Source organism: Vibrio ouci, from assembly GCF_004551525.1.
Classification (GTDB): domain Bacteria; phylum Pseudomonadota; class Gammaproteobacteria; order Enterobacterales; family Vibrionaceae; genus Vibrio; species Vibrio ouci.
Window position 1 is genome coordinate 99,358 of the sequence record NZ_SATR01000007.1, and the last position, 21,424, is coordinate 120,781.

General features: G+C 43.0%; 14 protein-coding genes. 2 read left to right on the forward strand and 12 right to left on the reverse strand.

Features of this window, described 5'->3' with window-relative positions:
- Nucleotides 1–36 precede the first annotated feature (36 nt).
- From ELS82_RS06965 to gyrA, 12 genes are all read right to left on the reverse strand, one after another.
- Nucleotides 37–1,392, reverse strand: a complete 1,356-nt coding sequence (locus ELS82_RS06965; protein ID WP_134834847.1) for an MATE family efflux transporter — start codon at nucleotides 1,390–1,392, stop codon at nucleotides 37–39.
- The gene (locus ELS82_RS06970) at nucleotides 1,392–2,480 is read right to left on the reverse strand and encodes a cysteine peptidase family C39 domain-containing protein (RefSeq protein ID WP_134834848.1); all 1,089 of its coding nucleotides are present in this window, start codon (nucleotides 2,478–2,480) and stop codon (nucleotides 1,392–1,394) included. The genes ELS82_RS06965 and ELS82_RS06970 overlap by 1 nt, the downstream gene beginning before the upstream one ends.
- Nucleotides 2,477–3,982 carry an amino acid adenylation domain-containing protein gene (locus ELS82_RS06975; protein WP_134834849.1) on the reverse strand — a complete coding sequence of 502 codons (1,506 nt, stop codon included), beginning with the start codon at nucleotides 3,980–3,982 and terminating at the stop codon, nucleotides 2,477–2,479. The genes ELS82_RS06970 and ELS82_RS06975 overlap by 4 nt, the downstream gene beginning before the upstream one ends.
- Nucleotides 3,983–5,464 (reverse strand): alpha/beta hydrolase family protein, encoded by a 1,482-nt coding sequence (locus tag ELS82_RS06980; RefSeq protein WP_134834850.1) that lies wholly within the window; start codon nucleotides 5,462–5,464, stop codon nucleotides 3,983–3,985.
- A gap of 1 nt (nucleotide 5,465) precedes the next feature.
- On the reverse strand, nucleotides 5,466–6,698 hold the full coding sequence (locus ELS82_RS06985) for a formyltransferase family protein (RefSeq protein ID WP_134834851.1): 1,233 nt from the start codon (nucleotides 6,696–6,698) through the stop codon (nucleotides 5,466–5,468).
- Between the two features lies 1 nt (nucleotide 6,699).
- The gene (locus ELS82_RS06990) at nucleotides 6,700–6,942 is read right to left on the reverse strand and encodes an acyl carrier protein (RefSeq protein WP_134834852.1); all 243 of its coding nucleotides are present in this window, start codon (nucleotides 6,940–6,942) and stop codon (nucleotides 6,700–6,702) included.
- Nucleotides 6,942–7,802, reverse strand: coding sequence for a diiron oxygenase (locus ELS82_RS06995; RefSeq protein ID WP_134834853.1), 861 nt, complete (start codon nucleotides 7,800–7,802; stop codon nucleotides 6,942–6,944). Before ELS82_RS06995 ends, ELS82_RS06990 begins: the two co-directional genes overlap by 1 nt.
- A 604-nt stretch (nucleotides 7,803–8,406) precedes the next feature.
- Nucleotides 8,407–9,285 (reverse strand): YjjW family glycine radical enzyme activase, encoded by an 879-nt coding sequence (locus ELS82_RS07000; protein ID WP_134834854.1) that lies wholly within the window; start codon nucleotides 9,283–9,285, stop codon nucleotides 8,407–8,409.
- Nucleotides 9,286–9,291: 6 nt separating this feature from the next.
- On the reverse strand, nucleotides 9,292–10,833 hold the full coding sequence (locus ELS82_RS07005; protein ID WP_134834855.1) for a YjjI family glycine radical enzyme: 1,542 nt from the start codon (nucleotides 10,831–10,833) through the stop codon (nucleotides 9,292–9,294).
- 153 nt (nucleotides 10,834–10,986) lie between these two features.
- Nucleotides 10,987–12,870: a methyl-accepting chemotaxis protein gene (locus ELS82_RS07010; protein ID WP_134834856.1), complete on the reverse strand. Its 1,884-nt coding sequence runs from the start codon at nucleotides 12,868–12,870 to the stop codon at nucleotides 10,987–10,989.
- Nucleotides 12,871–13,069: 199 nt separating this feature from the next.
- Nucleotides 13,070–14,845, reverse strand: a complete 1,776-nt coding sequence (locus tag ELS82_RS07015; RefSeq protein ID WP_208733143.1) for a putative bifunctional diguanylate cyclase/phosphodiesterase — start codon at nucleotides 14,843–14,845, stop codon at nucleotides 13,070–13,072.
- A 205-nt stretch (nucleotides 14,846–15,050) separates the two neighbouring features.
- Nucleotides 15,051–17,675: a DNA topoisomerase (ATP-hydrolyzing) subunit A gene (gyrA, locus tag ELS82_RS07020; RefSeq protein ID WP_134834857.1), complete on the reverse strand. Its 2,625-nt coding sequence runs from the start codon at nucleotides 17,673–17,675 to the stop codon at nucleotides 15,051–15,053.
- Nucleotides 17,676–17,960: 285 nt separating this feature from the next.
- Between gyrA and ubiG the strand changes: the two genes are divergently transcribed.
- Nucleotides 17,961–18,668 (forward strand): bifunctional 2-polyprenyl-6-hydroxyphenol methylase/3-demethylubiquinol 3-O-methyltransferase UbiG, encoded by a 708-nt coding sequence (gene ubiG / locus ELS82_RS07025; protein ID WP_134834858.1) that lies wholly within the window; start codon nucleotides 17,961–17,963, stop codon nucleotides 18,666–18,668.
- Between the two features lie 469 nt (nucleotides 18,669–19,137).
- Nucleotides 19,138–21,420: a class 1a ribonucleoside-diphosphate reductase subunit alpha gene (gene nrdA / locus ELS82_RS07035; RefSeq protein WP_053437969.1), complete on the forward strand. Its 2,283-nt coding sequence runs from the start codon at nucleotides 19,138–19,140 to the stop codon at nucleotides 21,418–21,420.
- Nucleotides 21,421–21,424: the final 4 nt, after the last annotated feature.

The following is a 21,424-nucleotide window of genomic DNA, read 5'->3' on the forward strand; positions in this document are numbered from 1 at the left end:
GAATGTCCATAAAACACCCCTCATTCGTGGTGACCACTAGGTATCAGACACGAGGTTTTTTAACCATTTTCGTTGCTTAATTCTTAGTGTAGCGGGAATTATCTTAAACAACTCTTCTACTTGCACTAGCAGGTAAACAACGATAAGAGGCAGTTCAAAATAAAGAGCACCTATCGCTACAACGGGCACCGCTATGACCCACTGTGCAACAGTATCCAAATAGAGGCAGTACTGAGTATCCCCTCCACTTCTTAAGATCCCCCCAACTTGCGTACTCGTAACAGCACGAAGTACCACAGATAAAGCAGCAAGAGGAAGGATCTCCTGAATAATGTTGATGACAGGATCACTTAAGTTTATAAAGACAGTGTCCATATACATCGTTGAAATCATCAAAAGAACCCCGACTGAGACACCAAACAACACAGCAAGGACAAGAGATTCACGACTTACTTGTATTGCCTCTTCAAACTCGTCTGCACCCAATTTATTTCCTATCAGCACTGCAGTACCTTGTCCAATACCAGCAACAGCAGCTAAAGCGACCCATTCAATCGGCGTGATTACCGACATGGCAGCAAGAACGTGCTCCCCCATATGGCCGAACACGGCGTGGAAGCTAAAGTTTCCCGCAGACCAAACAAACGAGCCTGCAATGACTGGCCAGGTCACTACCCACAAAGCAATAAGCGATTTTTTGTCTGACAACGACCTTAGATTAGTGCGCTTAATACGGATCCGTGGCTCACTCATTGCGATGATCAGGAGCAGGAAGAGAATTCTTGTCGTTCTCGCCAACAGAGAGGCAATTCCCGCGCCCAATAACCCCAGTTCAGGTGCACCAAAGGCACCAAAAATAAGAACGTAGTTGAGGAACACATTGAGTGCAAACTCAACCATGTAGGTATACATGGGTATAAGAGGACGACCTAAACATCGGAGTGCTGCATCCAGTATTAGGCCAACACCTGTAACCATAACAACGCAGCCCAACGCTACTAGGTAATCGATGGAATGCTCGGTCGCTGCCCCTTTTGAAGCAACAACCTGCGAAAGAACATTGGGAAATACGATGAAGCACATGCCCACAACGAGTGTCGAAAACAGAATGGCTCCGCCCCCCTGAGCAAGACTGTTCCTAAATTTGTCTATATCACCTGCCCCAGAAAATTGAGCCCAGAAAATACTTACGCCAGTACTGATACTCAATAAAAACAATGAAGCAAACCAGAACCACCTTGCTCCTATCCCTGATGCTGCAATAGCCACGTCACCCAAAGAACTGATCATCAATGAGTCAATAAAACCTAACGAGGTGACTAAGACTCCTTGTAGAGAAAAGGGCAAGGCGAAATAAAGAATCGATTTAAAATTATGTTGCTTGGCGCGCATTAACAAGCCTCCTGGCGAGCACGTTCAAAACATAAAGACAATGAACGCCAAAGCTCTAATGCCTCCGTTTCCTTAACCAAAATGCTGTTTAATATTTCAAGTATTGGTTGATTAAATTTATTGGAATTGGTTTGTAAACCCATTTCCGAGTAGAAATCTATGGCCAACCATTTATCATGCAAATCCTGCAAAACGGTGGTCAGACTTTCAAAAGAGAAGCTCTCCCCAAATTGAGGGTTCTCCGTCACGTAAGATTCAATAAATCGAATAGCAGAAATTCTTTCGTGTGAAAAAACCCAACTGCCAGGAATAAAGATTGGCTTCTCGGGTTTGCTCTCGAGATATAGTCCAAGATCAGCGATGAATTTCTTCAGGCAAGTAAGCCCGTAAGAAGAACAGGTATCTGACAGGTTGCTAATGTTAAACTCAACCATTTCCAGAAAGTCTAATTCACTGTAAGGCTTTGGCTGATGTGTTTGTTCCAGATGAAAAACCGAACAAGCGCCATGTTCCTTGAGCAAATAATGAAAACAATCAAATAAATCGCCTTTGGAGATACTAAATTTTGGCTTTTTAGCTTGTTCTATTGCGTCAAACGACTGATGCTCTGCGTTATAGCCAACAATGCAGATTGAATGTAGGCCAAAGACTTTTTTGTAATGTCTTCTTGTTGGAACATACCCAAGGCTATAGGTAGAAAGAACGGGCTCTCCTTTTTTCAATGAACGCAGCAGGTATTCAACGTAAGCGTCAAAGCTTTGAAAATCAGTTTTGTGTATCTGAACACCATAGCGACGTTGAATGTTTTCTGCGATTGGGCTCGTATCAATGCCATCCTTGTACAAAAGCAGACCTCGCATTTTCCTATCCAGCGTTATGTTGAGCTGAACATCGTCTGCGTGAGAAATCTGACTGCCTTGCATGGTGTACTCAAATGAATGCCAACAATAGGCCTGATGAAAATCTTTGATTGAGAATTGCTTGTTGGCCATCAGTTCGACAAGTGAATATCTGCAATCGGGGAAATACTCAAAAGGCATACCAATATCGATAGGGTTAACGGTATTAAAGCGCTCAAGCAAATTCATGTTTGTTCTCCAATTATGTTAGTGATGGTGGAATAATCAGTCTTTCCGTTTTGGTTCAAGGGCAACTTAGGAATACAAAATACGGCCTTGGGGAGCATGTAATCGGGGAGGTGTTTCTGGCAGGCTTTAATCAGCTTTTGCTCGTCAATCTCTTCTGTTATTACGGCAGCGAGGCAATCTCCTCCATTGGTGCTTTGTTTGATGACGGCAACATCGGTAATTCCCATCGCTTTGCGGATATTCTCCTCCACATCGGCAACTTCAACACGAAATCCTTGGATTTTTATCTGGTTGTCTAATCTCCCCTTGTAGAGCAGAGTGCCTGAATCCGGCGTTCTCTCAACGAGATCCCCACTCCGATACCAGGCTGTACAATCAAGTGCAGGAAAGACATCTTGAACAAAGGAAAGTTGGTTTTTATAGGGGTTATTCAGATAACCTTGGGTTAGCTGGTCCCCGCCTAATAATAACTCGCCGACATCGCCGTTATTCATTTCGCTATCTACAATAGCAACTTCCAGTCCCGCAAACGGGGTGCCAATGGGGAGAATTGACCAGGTTGCATTCCGATCTTTCTCGGTGTATTGATAATACGTAAAAGCAATAGTGGCTTCTGTCGGGCCATAAAGGTTATTAACGATATCTGCATTCTTGGTTGCGGAGAGCCAACTGTCTGCAATGGATTTTGGCATTGCTTCACCACAAAAAAGCGAGTAACGAATGCTAGCTAGATGTTCAGGTAATAACCGCTTGTGCTTTCTCATTTGCACCGCTAGTGATGGTACCGAGAACCAGACAGTGATAGCGTTTCGTTTAACGTACAAGTCAGGAAGCAACAAGTCTGCTTTGGTGGCCGGATACAAACACGCGCCGTTTGACCAGCAGACAAACATGTCATGAACCGATAAATCAAAGGTCAAATCAAACAGGTGTGAGAATCTGTCTTCTTCATTGAAAGCAAACACCGTATTAATTCTGGACACGTAATTAACAACATTGCCGTGGGTAATTGGGATCCCCTTAGGGTCTCCTGTCGTGCCTGAGGTATAGAGAACGTAAGCTTCACTGTCGTTATTGAGCTGAGTTTTCCTTCGCAACGCTGTCGTAGGGACGTCGCTCTCTATATTGATGACCAACTGCGATGATAATATGGCGTCATCCAGCAGCTCTAACGTCGTATTGTCGACAATGAGGGTATCTATATCACCATCTGCGAGTATTTTCTTTATCCTATCGACAGGGTAACCTAGTGAGAGCGGGACATAACTTTTGTTGCATTTTAACGTCCCAATGATGGCAGGATATATTCCAATGGCCTTTGGCAAAAACAGAGCAACCCTTTTAGAAGAACCGTCAGACTTTTCAATGGCGGTAGCAACGAAATCTGAACGTAAATCCAACTCAGAATATGTGAGCCTGTTGCCGTCAATCGCGATCGCATGTTTATCAGGAAATCGAGACACACTCTCGCTAAAAAGGGAGAGAAGATTATTCTTTTTCATCTATTTATCCTTAAAGAAGTTGAGTGCAGTACGCCATATATGTAAAGAATCAAAGCAAGAATGATGTGTCTCGCCCTTCAGGTTAATATTCATCACGTTTTCAAAGTACTTTGCATATTGGTCAATCATCGCCGGAGTAGTGATGGAATCATCACTACCTGAAATAATCATAACTTTATCTTTGCTGTTGCATGAGACCTCATTGCGCTCAGAATGATTTAAAGCACGCAGATACTGACCGAGTGTTTTCGGAATACGAAACGAGTCAGACGAAATTGATTGCAAAAATACACTCTCTTTTTCAATCACGCTTTTGAAGTGATTCTTTTTTGCCAACCTAACCAATACCGAGCTTTTGTGCAGGTTCCTGTGGTCGTCGAGATCCAAGGCCATGGACATTGAAATAAGCGTGGTTATGAAGCCGGACTCAGTCTCTTTGTTGGGGATGCTGAGGTATGGGCTCAAATAGACAGATTCGAAGGGACTGGAACTTATTGTTGACGCTCTTTCAATGAGTTCACAGCCCGTACTCCAGCCTAGTATATGAATTCGTTTTTCAGTTGAGTAGCGTTCCAGTATCGTGTTAATGTGCCGAGCGGCAGCATCGAAATATGTGTCGTTAGGTTTGACGTTTTCGATCAAGGCTAGTGGAGTCTCAATAAGCAGTACCCTAAAGTCCTTCGCCAGATAGTCGGCGATGCGTGTGAAAAACAGTGTCGGCATACCAACAGCATTGACGAGAAACACAGTTTTATCACCGCCAGGAAATTCGTAAACATTGTAATACGTACCGTCGCTGAACCCCACCTCATGCCGCGTCGAGCATTCAAGCATAGCCACACATGCCAAATCGCCACTTTGATTGATTGCGATAGCTTCACTAGAGAAAATATCGGGTATAAGTAGCCGTGTTGTTCGACTTACTTTTTGAGTCACGAGATGCTGAACGATCCACGTGAATAATACATCCAAAGGGATCCCATCACTGGTCCCTTTATCGAGAACGTATTCATTAATAAATGGGTTGTAGTAAATAGGTGTCGATGGCAATACGTTACCAATTACGATAGCTACCTGCGTGTCCAGCCTCTCACGTTTCGAAGGCATCGTTCCTTCGGTAATGACGTAGTAGCGCGCTCCTAATTGATCGGCGTATTTGTCTTCCTCATGCTGTCCAATAATGATCACTACATCGTCGTCATTCTCCTGCGCAAAATCGCTTGTTATGGTAATTTCTGCTTGCTGAAAAAGATGATTCAGAGGTCTAGATTTTAATACAGAGTTGTATTCCGACACAGAATGGAGGTAATCCTTCGTAATACTGTCACTAATTAAATTGACATGAGCACCCGACATACAAAGCCAAAATGCCAACTCGGCAGACACATTGTCAGATCCCACGACAGTGACGCATTTGTCCTGTATGGTATTTATAAAGTTCGTCTGGCACTCATGTTGCTCCCCGATATACACACTATCCATGCTAAGCACACCATACATAGTCAAAACCGAAATACTCTTTTCCTTTCTTGCCAAGCACGATATTGATTACGTTGGCATCTTCGGGTACAGGCAAGCCTGTTCGTTCATATGCGTCGATAAGGAAAGTATCAAACTCATCGCGCAGAAATCTTTCTTTTTCCTCAAGCGCCAACTCTATGTTGTCAACGGGCAGGAACGTTTCATAGAGATTGCTATTCATAACTTCGGCATCAAGTAAATCTTTAGCGTCAAACCACAAGAAAACATTCTCGCTGGTAGTGAGTGAGATGAGAGTCTGAAGATGAGTGATACTCGTGGGTGTTTTTGATGTTTGAACAACGTCACTCTTGCATAGTTTCTTTCTTGCGGTCTTAATGCTCGGGCGTTTTCTCAGTAAGTTCATCCACCGACGCTCGTTGCGAAAAACCTTATTGTCGAGGTATTCAATATTGTTTAACGAAATGCTGCCATCAAGCGTGATTTCTGGTTGAGTGAGTAAATAGTTCCCACTCTCTTCATCTTTAGTGATGTGATAAAGAGCACCATCAACCAACACCTTGGGAATACTTATGGGGTTGAAGCTCTTTCCATAGTCATGCGCGCGAATATAAGGGAGCTGCTCTTGGATTTGAGAAGTGACGATTCCAGCAGGCCGAATTCTCTTATAGCGATGATAAAAACTTCGACGACGATTGTCTTGCTTCCGCAGATTAATTTTGTCGTTTACAATCTCGTTAATCAACTTACTGAAATAGAATAATGCGTTCATTCCACATTTTTTATTAACCGACTCAACGGTATCGTGCTCATCAAGCGTAATAGTTTGCTGAAGTAATATGTCACCGCTATCGGACTTCGAGTTCATTAAGTGGAAGGTAATACCTGTCTCTGCTTCACTGTTATAGAGAGACCATGGAGCAGCATGACTACCCGCATAACTGGGAAGTATGGAGTCGTGATAGTTGATGGCATACTTGTTAATACTTTCAAGCACATGGTTTGGTATCAACAATGGATTTACGATACTAAACAAATAGTCGACAGAATGTTCGGTTACCCAAGATCCAAACTTGTCAAACGAGTCATGTAAAACATCTTTGTTTTCAACACCGCTGGTTACATGTGGGTCTTCGCTGTAAATAGCTATGACATGAATTCCAACTCGATCAAGTTGTTTTTTGCACAGAAGAAGAAGGTCACTCTCTCCAATTAGCGCTGCTGTTCCATGGCTCAACTTACGCTACCTCCATTCTCTTGGAAAAGAAATTATCGTTGATAACTTGTAACGTTCTAACTTTATTTATTGTATCTTCATTAATGTTCAGGCTTTGTCCCGAAAGCTCTTCGATCAGGAAAAGAAATTCTACGAATGCTAAGGAATCAATTAGTCCACCATCAATGAGATCGTCATCCATAGCAATGTATCCTACTGTATTATTCTTTTCTATGATCCAGTCAGTAAGTTTTTCCAAGTGCATTATATAACTCCAATTTTTTCAAAGAATTTACTAGGGCTTTGGACGAACTTTTTATTGCGTCCATTTCTATCATTAAACTCAATAAGATCACTTCTCATTTTAAGGCAATTTGAATAACCAGAATCCTTATAAGAAGAAGGGTTATATGAAGATTCCACCATTAATCTCATATAGCTATTAATGCTATTTTTTAGAGCATCTTTAGACTCTAATTTAAGTGTAGCAAGTAGCTCTTCTCCTTTATGCTGCAAATATGCCTTTCCAAAAGATATATGCCGAGACTCCTCTTCAATATGAGCCTTATTAATGTTTCTAACGAGCTCATTTACGCCTTGGTGCTTTGAAACCTCTCTGTTGATGAAGTCTCCGACTTCTTCAAAGATATAAATTCTGGCAAACACCAAATAGTTCGAGATCTCAGCAAAATCACTTTTGCCTATTGACGCCGACTTCATACCATATACCTTACCGTAATATTTCCTGCAAAACTTATTGAAGTACCACATATGCTGATTTTCTTCTTCAACAAAATGGTGTAGATAATCACAGGCTTCAGCCGAAAGATTGCCATTCTCGATTTGCATTAATATCTCGTTAATAAGTATTCTTTCATTATGAATATTAAGACTGAACTGATTCACCATTTCCGCCTTCGATAACTTAATTAACTGCTCAATGTTATTTTCGTCGTAGTAGTCTGAACCATAGACAGTAAGCAATTCCCTTGGATACCACCATTCGTTTTCGTCTATATCTTTAGGCCACTCAAATCTGTCAAAAGCCATATTTCGGTTTTTGTTTGAAACATTACTTAAGCTATTACATCTTTTATTAAATCTATCAATATCAAATCGTTCCAACTTAATTTCCTAGGTTGTTATTTTGCTCGTGAGAATCCTATTTATTTGAATAGATTGATTCAAGGAATCATATTGATTCCATATGTTAAATAAACTTAAATGCGATACATATCTTATTATCTTGAATTAAATAATTAACTAAGAACCAATCACGTATAGAGGTGTTGTATTCTAATTTTGATAGGAAGTTACTTGTCTAATGCTGAACTAAGACAGACGTCATATGCTTAAGGTAAATAGCTTCAAGATATTACATGAAAATACTGTGTTCACTCTAATATCAAAGCTAATGCTGCTCATTGCGCATACGAGCAGTTTGCTACATGGTTAGAGGACTAGGCCACTTGCATTGCAGTAACTGGCTGATTCGATTTTGTTGTGAGCACTTTACACAACAGCATTACCAGTAAACTTAAAAACCTAAACCATCTATAGTTTGTATTAGGCAGCCCTAAGGAACACTGAGTGTAGACTATTGAGAAGCCAACTGATGGCTTTGAATGGTGGCATTTCTTTTATGTTAATAATGCCCGATTTGGCCAAGAATTTCTGGCTGTAGTTAGCCACAACCTACTAAAGTCAAAAGCTGTATCAACAGGGTGGATTAAGTATAAACCGTCGGCAGTTGAATCTTGTGCTCTACACCTTCTGACAATAGAGCATAGAATCGATTCATCTCTTGTTCTGAACACTTGTCCCATTCGAGTGCTTCACCAACCACCCCATGATGTTGAAACGCATTCAAACGGATCAGCACCTCTTTTGGTAAAGACTGTATCAGTTTAATGATGCTGCCAAGTTCCCTATCAAGGTCACTCTTGCCCGGAATGTGCAATAAACGTAGTTCGTGCAGCTTACCTAGTTTAGCCAAACTTTTTACCGATTCGATAACCCGATGATTGTCTTTACCCACTAGCCATTGGTGAGTTTCGCGCTGCCAAGACTTCAAGTCGATCATTGCTCCATCAAGCACATGGTTCACTCGCTCCCAACCTGTCGCAGATAAGTCACCATTGCTATCGATAAAACACGTCAGGTGCTTTAGGCTTTCATCCGATTTTATTGATTCAAATAATTGAATAATAAACGGAAGTTGTAATGTTGCCTCTCCGCCTGAAACCGTTATACCGCTAATAAACATACTTTGATGCTTTATCATCGCCACCATTTCAGAGACCGTGTATTGGCTAATCTTCGGGCTGGATTTATTACCGCATACCTCAATACAGTTATCGCAATTGGTACAAGCTGATGCGTCCCAAATCACCTCTCCTTTTTCATTCAAACTCAGAGCACTGCTTGGGCATGACTCGACACAATCTCCGCAATGATTACAGTGATTGATCGTATGCGGGTTGTGGCAATTGCGGCAGTTAAAATTGCACCCTTGGAGAAAGATGACCAGACGATTGCCTGGTCCATCTACACAAGAAAAGTTGAGAATTCGACTCACTTTAGCCTGTTTTTCTGGCAGCATAGTCATCGGTTTCTATTCGTAAACTGGTGAAGATTCCATACTCACTACACGCTGCGCTCTATCTAATATCCCTGTATTTTTGGCCGCTTCAGCACCTAAGAAGGTTGTATTCTTGCGCGAGCCCTCTTGTTCAAACTTATTGATATCAGAGAGTTTAATCATATAACCCGTTACACGGACCAAATCGTTCGATGCCACGTTGGCGGTAAACTCACGATAACCTAGGTTGATCGCACCTTTACACAAGTTAAACATCGCTTCTGGGTTTGATTTCACCGTTTCATCGATAGTCAGAATATCGCTGATTCCCGAGGTGTAGTATTTATGCTGCTGAGCTGTTGCTTGTACGTAGGTCACCGGATCAGGCTCGGTTCCATAAGGAATACGAACGCCCGGTGTCACGTCTTCATCTAAGCTAATCCCACCTTGGGCATGAAGCAGCGCTTTGCCATCTAAGCCGTATTTCACCGGGGTCGTATCTACCAAGTGAGCGAGCTTTTCTGAAATAGCCAGTGCGAGGCGATTCGCTTCTTCATTGTGCCCGTACTTCCCTTGTTTACCTTCTTTTTCTAGTAGAGCATTGACCGCTTCAGCCATCCCATAGATACCAAACATAGGCGCAAAACGGCTCTCTTCAATCAATCCTTCTGTGGTTAAGAAGCCTTTAAAGAAGTTGGACTCTTCGTGCAAATGCGTGCTACGCGCATCCATTAGGTCTGCCATTAACTGGCTGTAATGAGGTAAAACGTGGTCAAGGAAATGATTGCTATCTTTGGCATGAGCCGCGACCTTTTTAAGGTTCATACGTACAAGCGTATTTGAGCCACCCGCTAAAGGTAGTGAGTTATAGCAACTCACAATACCAAACTGTTTGTCACCATACGCCATTGCGTGCATCGGGTAGTTGGCAATGTGAGGCTTACTACATTCGCAAATATTACTCGTCGCTTGTCTTAATAGATCATCAGACGTTACTTCAGGGTCGTACATAAAGGTTAGGTTTGGCGCGATCTGTTTGAGCTCAGCATCAACACGCAAAATAGTACGGCAAATAACGTTGTCAGTTGGACCAATATTCACATGCATGAACGCATCAGGCAATGTGCGATCAAGCATCACCCAAAAACGCTTCAACTTGGTATAGATTTGCTGTTCATCGAGATCACCCACGTATGGTAAAAGCACGTCATCCAATTGACCTAAATAAACAGGAATATTGGTCACTGAAGGAACATGATGGTAGATGATGGTTAGTAGGTTTAGTGCATCATCGAAATCTGTTGCTGCATCAAGTTCAAGGTAACCTGAACCTTGCTTTAGGAACTTAGCGTAATCAGGCAACACATAACGCGGCTTAAATGGTGCATGCCCTTCAAACATGTCACATAACACCCCCGCTTCCATCGCTTGGGCAACATCCGTCGAAACCTGCATGTAAGGTAAACTGGCTTCGGCCTCTAGAGCCAAAAACTGGTTTTTCTGTTTAGGGGATAAGGTCGCATCGGTAACAATTTTTGATACGCGCTGTTGAAAAGCAATGTGGCAGTCAGACATGGAGATATTCCTTATTGTTTTTAAGGATTTTATCTAACCTTACCCATGTCCACTATTGAAAATATGTTTAGTCGCAGTTTCCATTTTGGAAATATAAGGCTCAAAAAAAGCCTCGATAATTCGAGGCTTTTTATTCATTCGAGTTAACGCTGATTATAACTTAAAGCGTTGAATCTCTTGCTCTAGTTCATGAGAAAGCTCTGACAGCTTAGCGGCTTGATCCGCCGCATCATGCGCTTCATCAGCTAGTTCATTCGAAACATCGCGAATACCCACTGTATTACGAGTGATTTCAGATGTCACCGACGCTTGCTCTTCGGCAGCAGAAGCAATTTGGGTTGCCATGTCACTAATACGTTCAACAGCCGTTTGGATTTGCGTTAGGCTCACAGCCGCTGAATCCGCATCTGTTACACTGGTATCCGCTAGCTGACGGCTATCGCCCATAATGCTTACCGCTTTGCCCGTCGTACCCTGCAATGTTTCAATCATCTGCTGAATCTCTTGCGTTGACGCATGAGTACGCTGACTTAATACGCGAACTTCGTCTGCAACAACAGCAAAACCACGTCCTTGCTCACCCGCACGAGCCGCTTCGATTGCTGCATTAAGTGCGAGTAAGTTCGTTTGCTCAGCGATGTCTTGGATCGTAGAAAGAATCGTGTTGATACTATTTCCGTGCACTTCCAGCTCTTGAATGACTTCAGTCGCTACTTGTACTTCCGTCGCTAAGTTTTGGATAGAGCTTTGGGTTTGTACTACTTGCTCACCGCCATGCACACACGCAGTCACCGCTTCAGAAGAGTTCTGAGCTGTGTTATCTGCGTTACCCGCGATTTCTTGAGTCGCAGCAGCCATCTCATTGATCGCGGTAGCAACCATATTGATTTCGTCTTGTTGCAGACGAATGCGCGCACTACGCTCTTCTGCTTGTTGAGCCGTTTGTTTTGACTGCTCAGACAAAGAGGCAGAAACCACACTTAGCTTCGTCACCATCTCGTGCATATTGCCAACGAAAGTATTGAAGTTTGTCGCTAGTTGACCCACTTCATCATCACTACGTGGTTCTAAACGCTGAGTTAGATCGCCTTCACCTGATGCAATTTCTTCTAGAGCATCAGATACTCGAACTAGGTCGCGGAACAAGAAGTTCACTAACCACGAAACAACCGCGATAACAATCAGTGTGATTACGATAGCTGTAATGATAAGGCTTTGTAGAAGCTCTGTATGTGCCGCTTCTTCTGTAGCTCGGTCCATTTCAATCGCGAAGATCCAGTCAGTGCCTTCGATCTTGCTAAAGAAGTATAGTTTTTCTTTACCACCACGCTCAATCATCTCTATTGAACCACTGTTTGCTGCATCTTCGATGGCATTTAGGTTCAACTTCTTCGACAACGTTGTTACAGGCTTAAGCGAAAGCGCCTTATCAGGATGCGCTAAGAAAGTACCATCTTGGGTATCAATCAACATTGCATAAGCATTGTCGCCAGCGTCTAGGCTGATCACATCGTTGATTAGCTGATCGATCAATACGTCAGCACCGACAACACCAACAAATTGGCCATTGCGACGCACTGGTTCAGCGATGGTCACCAATAATGCATTAGTGATGGCATCTTTATACGCTGTCGTTACGATCTGCTTACCCGCTTTATTCGCATCGATATACCAAGGGCGTAAACGTGGATCATAATCCGCGCGATTACGCTCAGGGTGAGAACGGTACATACCGCCTTCTGGCGTACCTAGGAAGATGTCGTCAAAGCCGCCCGCTTTACGTGCTTGCTGAAGGAATGGAACGACATCCATCTCTTCGCTGTAATCATTAAATGCGGTTGCGATATCTTTGCGGATCTCGATCCAGTCAGAAATACCTTCAGATGCTGCGGTCGCTAGGCTCTCCGCTCGTGAGTAAACACCATTACGTGTTTGTTGAAAAAGTTGGTCAGCAGATAGCCAAGTTAATGCGCTCGCCATTAGCACCACTGCTAACAAGCTTGCGCCAATCAGTTTCTGTTTCAAAGAAATTTTCATAGTGTCAGTAAAAGGTTTGGGAACAGTTAGGGAGCGGTGAGTTTACAAGTAAGAAAACACTTACGCACGAAAAATCGACTGTTTTTCGAAAATTTGATAGGTACTTGTATTTGTGGCATTTTTATGGCGTCAAGGGCCTGACTCTTACAACGAATTAATTCATCGCCACGCGCAAAAAGTAACGATGAATTAGGAAGAATTATCGATTAAACAGCTGTGCAAATTCTGAAGGTAAGATCGGTTTAGAAAACAGATAGCCTTGGTATTGGTGGCAATTTTCACGGTTTAGCAGCTCTAATTGCTCATTATACTCAACCCCTTCAGCAATAACGGTCTTACCAAGGTTGTGTGCCATCTGAATAATGGTTCTGACGATCATATGATCGGTGGCCTCTGTCACACAGTCATCAATAAACAACTTGTCAATCTTAATCGTATCGACTGGTAATTGCTTAAGGTAGTTTAATGATGAGTATTCAACGCCAAAATCGTCTATTGCAATAGAGACTCCAATTTCTTGCAGCTTTTTACAGGTATCAGCAACGCGTGAGTACTTATCCATCATCGCTGTCTCTGTAATTTCAATTTGCAAACACCGAGAAGGAAGTTGAAATCGATTCAATGTTTCAGCAATAAACGGATAGATATCGTCATGAGCAAATTGGACACTTGAGACATTGACTGAGATACATATCTCATAACCCTGTTTACGCCATTCACTCGATTGTTTAATCGCTTGTTCAATAACCCAACGACCAATTGGGATAATCTGGGCCGTTTTTTCGGCTACACCGATAAAATCACAAGGCGGCACAAAACCTAAGTCTGGGTGCTCCCAGCGCAACAACGCCTCTGCTCCCACTATATCTTGCGTATTGATGTCCACTTTAGGCTGATAGACCAAGTACATCTGATCATTATCAAGCGCACCTTTTAGCTCTGTTTCTACTTGGTGATCATGAATGGTTTCATTCATCAACTCATCATCATACCATTGGATAACGCCATCACTTTTGCGCTTACTCTTAGCTAAAGCGACATCAACATTCTTACCCCATACCTCAATATTGTTTTGCGCATCACTCAGCATCGCAATACCCGCGTAGTATCTTAGTCGATGGGATGTGTTCCTAATTTGACAAACACTATCGTAGTTGGCCTCTAGCCCTTCAATCAGATTATTAATTTCACTCTGATTATCATCGGTACATTTGATTAGCGCGATAAGGTCATCACCACCTAGGCGATACAACTGAGTCTGCTCCCCAAGTAATTGCTTCATTAAACGAGAAAAACTGAGTAATAGCGCGTCGCCATAACCATAACCTAGCTCATCATTCACCTTTTTAAGATTATCTAACCCAACCTGCAAAGCAGCGTAATCAACTGTGTCACTGGCTTTCAATTCATTTACGACATTGAAAAAGGCTTTCCTGTTAGGGAGCTTGGTAAGGTAGTCCGTCAGACTGGCTTCTTTATATAAGTTGGATTGCTTCTCAGACTTCTGTTGAAAGTAAGTCATAATGGTGGCGAATATCGTAATAAATGCCACTTCTATAGCATCTTCTATAAACTCATCAAACTCTTCGGTTGGTAAGTCTACCCAATAGCTCGCGATTAACACTGCCCCTATAGCAATTGGCCATAATGATCCGGGAAAAAGTATGATGTAACACAGTGGGAGACCAATAAATGCTTCTTCGATAGCATCGAGCTCCAGCGGTTCAACAATCCCGCCCCCAAACAAGACGATAAGAGAAATGACGGAGGCACCGACTTTAATGCGAACACTGTTAGAGAAGTATGCGACAAGCATCGCGAGGGGAAATAGCAAGTAGAACCAACTGACTATTTGGTGTTCAGTGATCAGCGTGTAGGAAATGAGATAAACAGCAACTAAGTAGACTCCTGTCAAAACATATGTCATGGCTTGACGATTGGCCACTTGTGACACACTCACCTTCCTTTTATGCATAGAACTTCCTGTTTTCTGAACTTATCGCTCAAGCCATAATAATACGAAACTACTCATTACAGAACACCGTTTACTAGATAATGATCTCATTTATTTTGTTATACCTATGCAAACTCAAAATGCGTTGTTCCAAAAGTGCTCCATTAAATTTAGTCAAAAAAAATGCCGAACATAAAGTCCGGCATTTATAAATTAGAGCGAAGTATTATTCTTGAGAGTCTTCATCGCTTTGCGCTGGAGCTTCAGACTCTTCAGAAGCATTCACTACCTCTTCCGACTCTTCGCCTTCAACTAACTCAGCTTCTTCAACTTCATCAATGCGCTGTAGACCAACAACATTTTCATCTTCAGCAGTACGGATTAGCGTTACACCTTGTGTATTACGACCCACTTGGCTTACTTCCGCTACACGTGTACGAACTAGAGTACCAGCGTCGGTGATCATCATCATCTCGTCGCCTTCTTCTACTTGTACCGCACCAACTACTGGACCATTACGATCAGAGACCTTGATAGATACAACGCCCTGCGTCGCACGACCTTTAGTTGGGTATTCAGCAAGTTCAGTACGCTTACCATAACCATTTTGCGTCACTGTTAGGATATCGCCTTCGTTTGAAGGAACGATTAGAGACACAACTTGGTCATCATCCGCTAACTTCATACCACGGACACCCGCCGCAGTACGACCCATAGCACGTACTTTATCTTCACTGAAGCGTACAACTTTACCTGCTTTAGAGAACAGCATGATATCGCTGTCACCGTTAGTGATATCAACACCAATCAGTGAGTCTTCATCACGTAGGTTAACGGCAATTAGACCGTTTGCACGTACGTTCGCGAATTGATCTAGAGACGTCTTCTTAACGGTACCGTCACCTGTAGCCATGAAGATGAACTTCTCTGGTGAGAACTCATCTACTGGTAGGATCGCTGTAATACGCTCGCCCTCTTCTAGAGGAAGAATGTTGACGATTGGCTTACCACGAGCAGTACGACTTGCTAATGGTAATTGATACACTTTCAGACGGTATGTCTTACCGCGAGTTGAGAAACATAAGATGTTGTCGTGAGTATTCGCAACAAGCAAGCGCTCGATGTAATCCTCTTCTTTCATCTTAGTTGCACTCTTACCTTTACCACCACGACGCTGTGCTTCGTAATCGCTTAGGATTTGGTACTTAACATAACCTTCGTGAGATAGCGTCACAACAACGTCTTCACGTGCAATCAGCTCTTCCATGTCAATATCATGGCTTGCTGCAGTGATTTCAGTACGGCGAACATCACCAAATGCATCACGAACTGTTTCTAGCTCTTCACGAATCACTTCCATCAGACGCTCAGTGCTTGCAAGAATATGCATTAGCTCTTTGATTTCGTCCAATAGGGCTTTGTATTCGTCTAGGATCTTCTCGTGCTCTAGGCCTGTTAGTTTGTGTAGGCGTAGATCAAGAATTGCTTGTGCTTGTGTCTCAGTCAGGTAGTACTGACCGTCACGGATACCGAACTGCTCTTCCAACCAATCTGGACGAGCCGCATCAGTACCAGCACTTTCAAGCATTGCAGCAACGTTACCAAGATCCCAGCCACGAGCAACTAAGCCAGCTTTTGCTTCAGCAGGCGTTGCTGCGTTACGAATCAGTTCGATGATTTCATCAATGTTCGCAAGTGCAAGTGCTAGAGCTTCAAGGATATGTGCACGATCGCGCGCTTTCTTAAGTTCGAAGATAGTACGACGTGTCACCACTTCACGGCGGTGATCAACGAAGCACTTCAACATATCTTTTAGGTTGAATAGCTGAGGCTGACCATTGTTCAGTGCAACCATGTTGATGCCGAAAGTCGTTTGCAGTTGAGTTTGTGCGTATAGGTTGTTTAGAACCACTTCGCCCACTGCATCACGCTTACACTCAATAACAATACGCATACCGTCTTTATCTGACTCATCGCGTAGTGCACTGATGCCTTCTACTTTCTTATCTTTAACCAGTTCAGCAATTTTCTCGATTAGACGAGCTTTGTTAACTTGGTAAGGAATCTCAGTAACAATAATGGTTTCTTTGCCATTCTTGTCAGCTTCTACTTCCGCTTTAGAGCGCATGTAGATTTTACCGCGGCCAGTTTTGTACGCGTCTACGATGCCTTTACGACCGCTGATCAGCGCTGCCGTTGGGAAGTCAGGACCAGGAATGTAGTCCATAAGCTCATCAATAGTGATTTCTTCATTATTGATGTACGCAAGACAGCCATCAATCACTTCGCCAAGGTTATGTGGCGGGATGTTGGTTGCCATACCTACCGCGATACCTGAAGCACCGTTAACCAGTAGGTTAGGAATTTTCGTTGGAAGAACTGCTGGGATTTGTTCAGTACCGTCGTAGTTAGGTACGTAATCAACAGTTTCTTTATCTAGATCAGCCAAAAGTTCGTGGGCGATTTTCGCCATGCGAACTTCGGTGTAACGCATTGCTGCCGCTGAGTCACCATCGATCGAACCGAAGTTACCTTGACCGTCGACCAGCATGTAGCGTAACGAGAAAGGCTGAGCCATACGTACGATAGTATCGTATACAGCGCTATCACCGTGTGGGTGATATTTACCAATTACGTCGCCAACAACACGGGCAGATTTTTTATATGGTTTATTCCAATCATTACCTAGTACATTCATCGCGAACAAAACGCGGCGGTGTACAGGCTTTAGGCCATCACGCACATCTGGAAGAGCACGACCAACGATTACTGACATCGCATAGTCTAGGTATGAACCTCGAAGCTCATCTTCAATGTTTACGGGCGTGATCTCTTTCGCTAGATCGCTCATAGAGCCATTATCCCTCTATTTATAGATCGTATGTACAATACGCTTAAGGTGCAAAAATATAACATACAATTCAGTAGTTCGGCATCACTTTCCCTCTCCTTTTATAAGGTTGTGAGCTTGGTTGTGAATCAAGTGCCGAGAAATTGCACACTCTAATTTTATCTTGCTGAAAAATGGTTATATTTTACCCGCTTCTAGAGAAAAGTGATCCTCTCTATGGAGTGTTATGCTTGAACGGGTATAATGCGTTCAATTCAAGGATGCAGGTTAATAAATAGAGTTGTTATGACCCAATCACAAAATGTCGACCCTAACGAAATTAAAAAGTTTGAAGATATGGCTTCCCGCTGGTGGGATCTTGAAGGTGAATTTAAGCCTCTTCACCAAATCAACCCTCTTCGTCTCAACTACGTTTTAGACAATGCTGACGGGTTATTTGGTAAAACGGTTCTTGATGTCGGCTGTGGCGGTGGAATCTTAGCGGAAAGCATGGCGAAAGAAGGCGCTACGGTTACGGGACTAGATATGGGCAAAGAGCCACTAGAAGTCGCTCGCCTTCATGCTCTTGAAACAGGAACCAAGCTGACTTACATCCAAAGCACAATTGAAGATCACGCGGTTGACAACGCGGGTAAATATGACGTGGTGACTTGCATGGAAATGCTAGAACACGTTCCTGACCCCCTATCGGTGATCAAATCATGCGCAGCATTAGTTAAGCCAGGTGGTCACGTTTTCTTTTCAACGCTGAACCGCAACTTAAAATCCTATCTGTTCGCTATTGTTGGTGCAGAGAAACTGCTGAAGATCGTTCCTGAAGGCACTCATGATCATGATAAATTCATTCGCCCAGCAGAACTTATCAAAATGATTGACCACACTGATTTAACAGAGACGGGGATTACAGGCCTTCATTACAACCCTCTTACAGACACCTATAAGCTTGGTAGCAATGTTGACGTGAACTATATCGTCCACACTCAAAAGTTTTAACAACTTTCACATACCATATATTGTGTTTATTTCTCAGGCGATGACGTAGTGTCATCGCCTTTTTTAATCATTTTTTCATCAATTTTTGCGTGTTTGATTCCAATTTAATCGACTCCTTTTTCGCTCCGAAATTTGTTCAAAGATCAAGGGATTTTTTTTTGTTTGTGGTTACTTATAAACCACACTGGAGATGGTAATTTTGTCCATTATTGCCAGCCCTAACGCCATCAGTTAGTAGCCACTAACTGTTTTTTTTGTTTTTGTCAGTTATCCACAAGTCATCCCAGATCTGCTCCTTGAAATATACGATTGATAGCACTATCTTGTAATCCGCAAACAGATACACCCCTATATGTTGTGTTTGCTACTACAATATATAGATAGATTTTGATCACAAAGCCGGCACAAGTTTTACAAGAATTACACAAAAATGCGGCTTTTATCAGTTTTGTTAGGGAAATGAAGCAGAATGAACCAACAACTTACCGTTACTAAACGTAACGGCCGTAAAGAAAGCATTGATCTAGAGAAGATCCATCGCGTTATCACTTGGGCTGCCGAAGGCCTAGATAACGTTTCAGTCTCGCAAGTAGAACTACGCGCTCACATTCAGTTCTACGATGGCATCACGACCTCTGATATTCATGAAACAATCATCAAGTCTGCAGCAGACCTGATCTCTGAAGAGACGCCAGATTACCAATACCTAGCGGCTCGCCTAGCAGTATTCCACCTACGTAAGAAAGCGTATGGCCAATACGAGCCACCAACGCTGCACGATCACGTTGCACGTATGGTTGATATGGGTAAGTACGATCAGCACATTCTTGAAGACTACACTAAAGCTGAATTAGATGAGCTAGATGCATACCTTGACCACAAGCGCGATCTAAACTTCTCTTACGCAGCTGTAAAACAGCTTGAAGGTAAGTACTTCGTTCAAAACCGTGTATCTGGTGAAATTTACGAAAGTGCTCAGTTCCTATACATTCTGGTTTCTGCTTGTCTGTTCGCAAAATATCCGAAAGAGACGCGTCTTGACTACATCAAGCGTTTCTACGATGCAACGTCAACATTCAAGATTTCTCTACCTACACCGATCATGTCTGGTGTACGTACCCCTACTCGTCAGTTCAGTTCATGTGTACTTATCGAGTGTGGTGACAGCCTTGATTCAATCAACGCGACAGCAAGCTCTATTGTACGTTACGTATCTCAACGCGCTGGTATCGGTATCAACGCTGGTCGTATTCGTGCTCTAGGCTCAGAAATCCGTGGTGGTGAAGCATTCCATACAGGTTGTATCCCGTTCTACAAATACTTCCAGACAGCAGTAAAATGTTGTTCTCAAGGCGGTGTTCGTGGTGGCGCAGCAACAGTATTCTACCCACTATGGCACGGTGAATCTCAAGCGCTCATGGTTCTTAAGAACAACCGTGGTGTTGAAGAAAACCGTGTACGTCACATGGATTACGGCGTTCAGTTAAACCGCCTTATGTACCAACGTTTGGTTGAGGGTGGCAACATCACTCTATTCTCACCTTCGGACGTACCTGGCCTATACGATGCGTTCTTCGAGAACCAAGATGAGTTCGAACGTCTATACGTGAAGTACGAAAACGATCCTTCAGTTAAGAAAGAAACGGTTAAAGCGATCGAGATGTTCTCTATCTTGATGCAAGAGCGTGCTTCTACAGGTCGTATCTACATTCAAAACGTTGACCACTGTAACACTCACAGTCCATTTGACTCAGAGGTTGCACCTGTACGTCAATCGAACCTATGTCTAGAGATCGCACTGCCGACTAAACCTCTGACAAATGTAGAAGATGATTCAGGTGAGATTGCACTATGTACGCTTTCTGCGTTTAACCTTGGTGCGATTAAATCACTAGACGATTTCGAAGAGCTTTCTGAACTGGTAGTACGTGCACTAGATGCACTGCTTGATTACCAAGACTACCCTCTTCCAGCTGCATACAAGTCAACTATGAACCGCCGTACTCTAGGTGTTGGTGTTATTAACTACGCTTACTACCTAGCGAAGAACGGTGTTAAGTACTCTGATGGCAGCGCAAATGGCCTAACTCACCGTACATTTGAAGCGATTCAGTACTACCTACTTAAAGCGTCTGTTGCGCTTGCGAAAGAACAAGGCAAATGCCCATCTTTCCACGAAACAAACTACGCGAAAGGCCTACTACCAATCGATACGTATAAGAAAGATATCGATTTAGTATGTGATGAGCAGCTGCATTACGACTGGGATGGTTTACGTGAAGAGATCGTTACTCACGGTCTACGTAACTCAACACTGACAGCACTAATGCCTTCTGAGACATCATCGCAGATCTCTAACGCGACAAATGGTATTGAACCACCACGTGGTTACGTATCAGTTAAGGCTTCTAAAGATGGTATCTTGAAGCAGGTTGTACCAGAATTTACCGAGTACAAAGATAACTATGAATTACTTTGGAACATCGGTTCTAATGACGGTTATCTACACCTAGTTGGCATCATGCAGAAGTTCGTTGACCAAGCTATTTCAGCGAACACGAACTATGACCCAACTCGTTTCGAAAGCGGCAAAGTACCGATGAAGAAGCTGCTGCAAGATCTACTAACAGCGTACAAATATGGTGTTAAGACGCTTTACTACCATAACACTCGTGATGGTGCGAGCGATGACCAGAAAGACGCTGTACAACCACAAGACGACGATTGCGCGGGCGGCGGTTGTAAGATTTAACCCA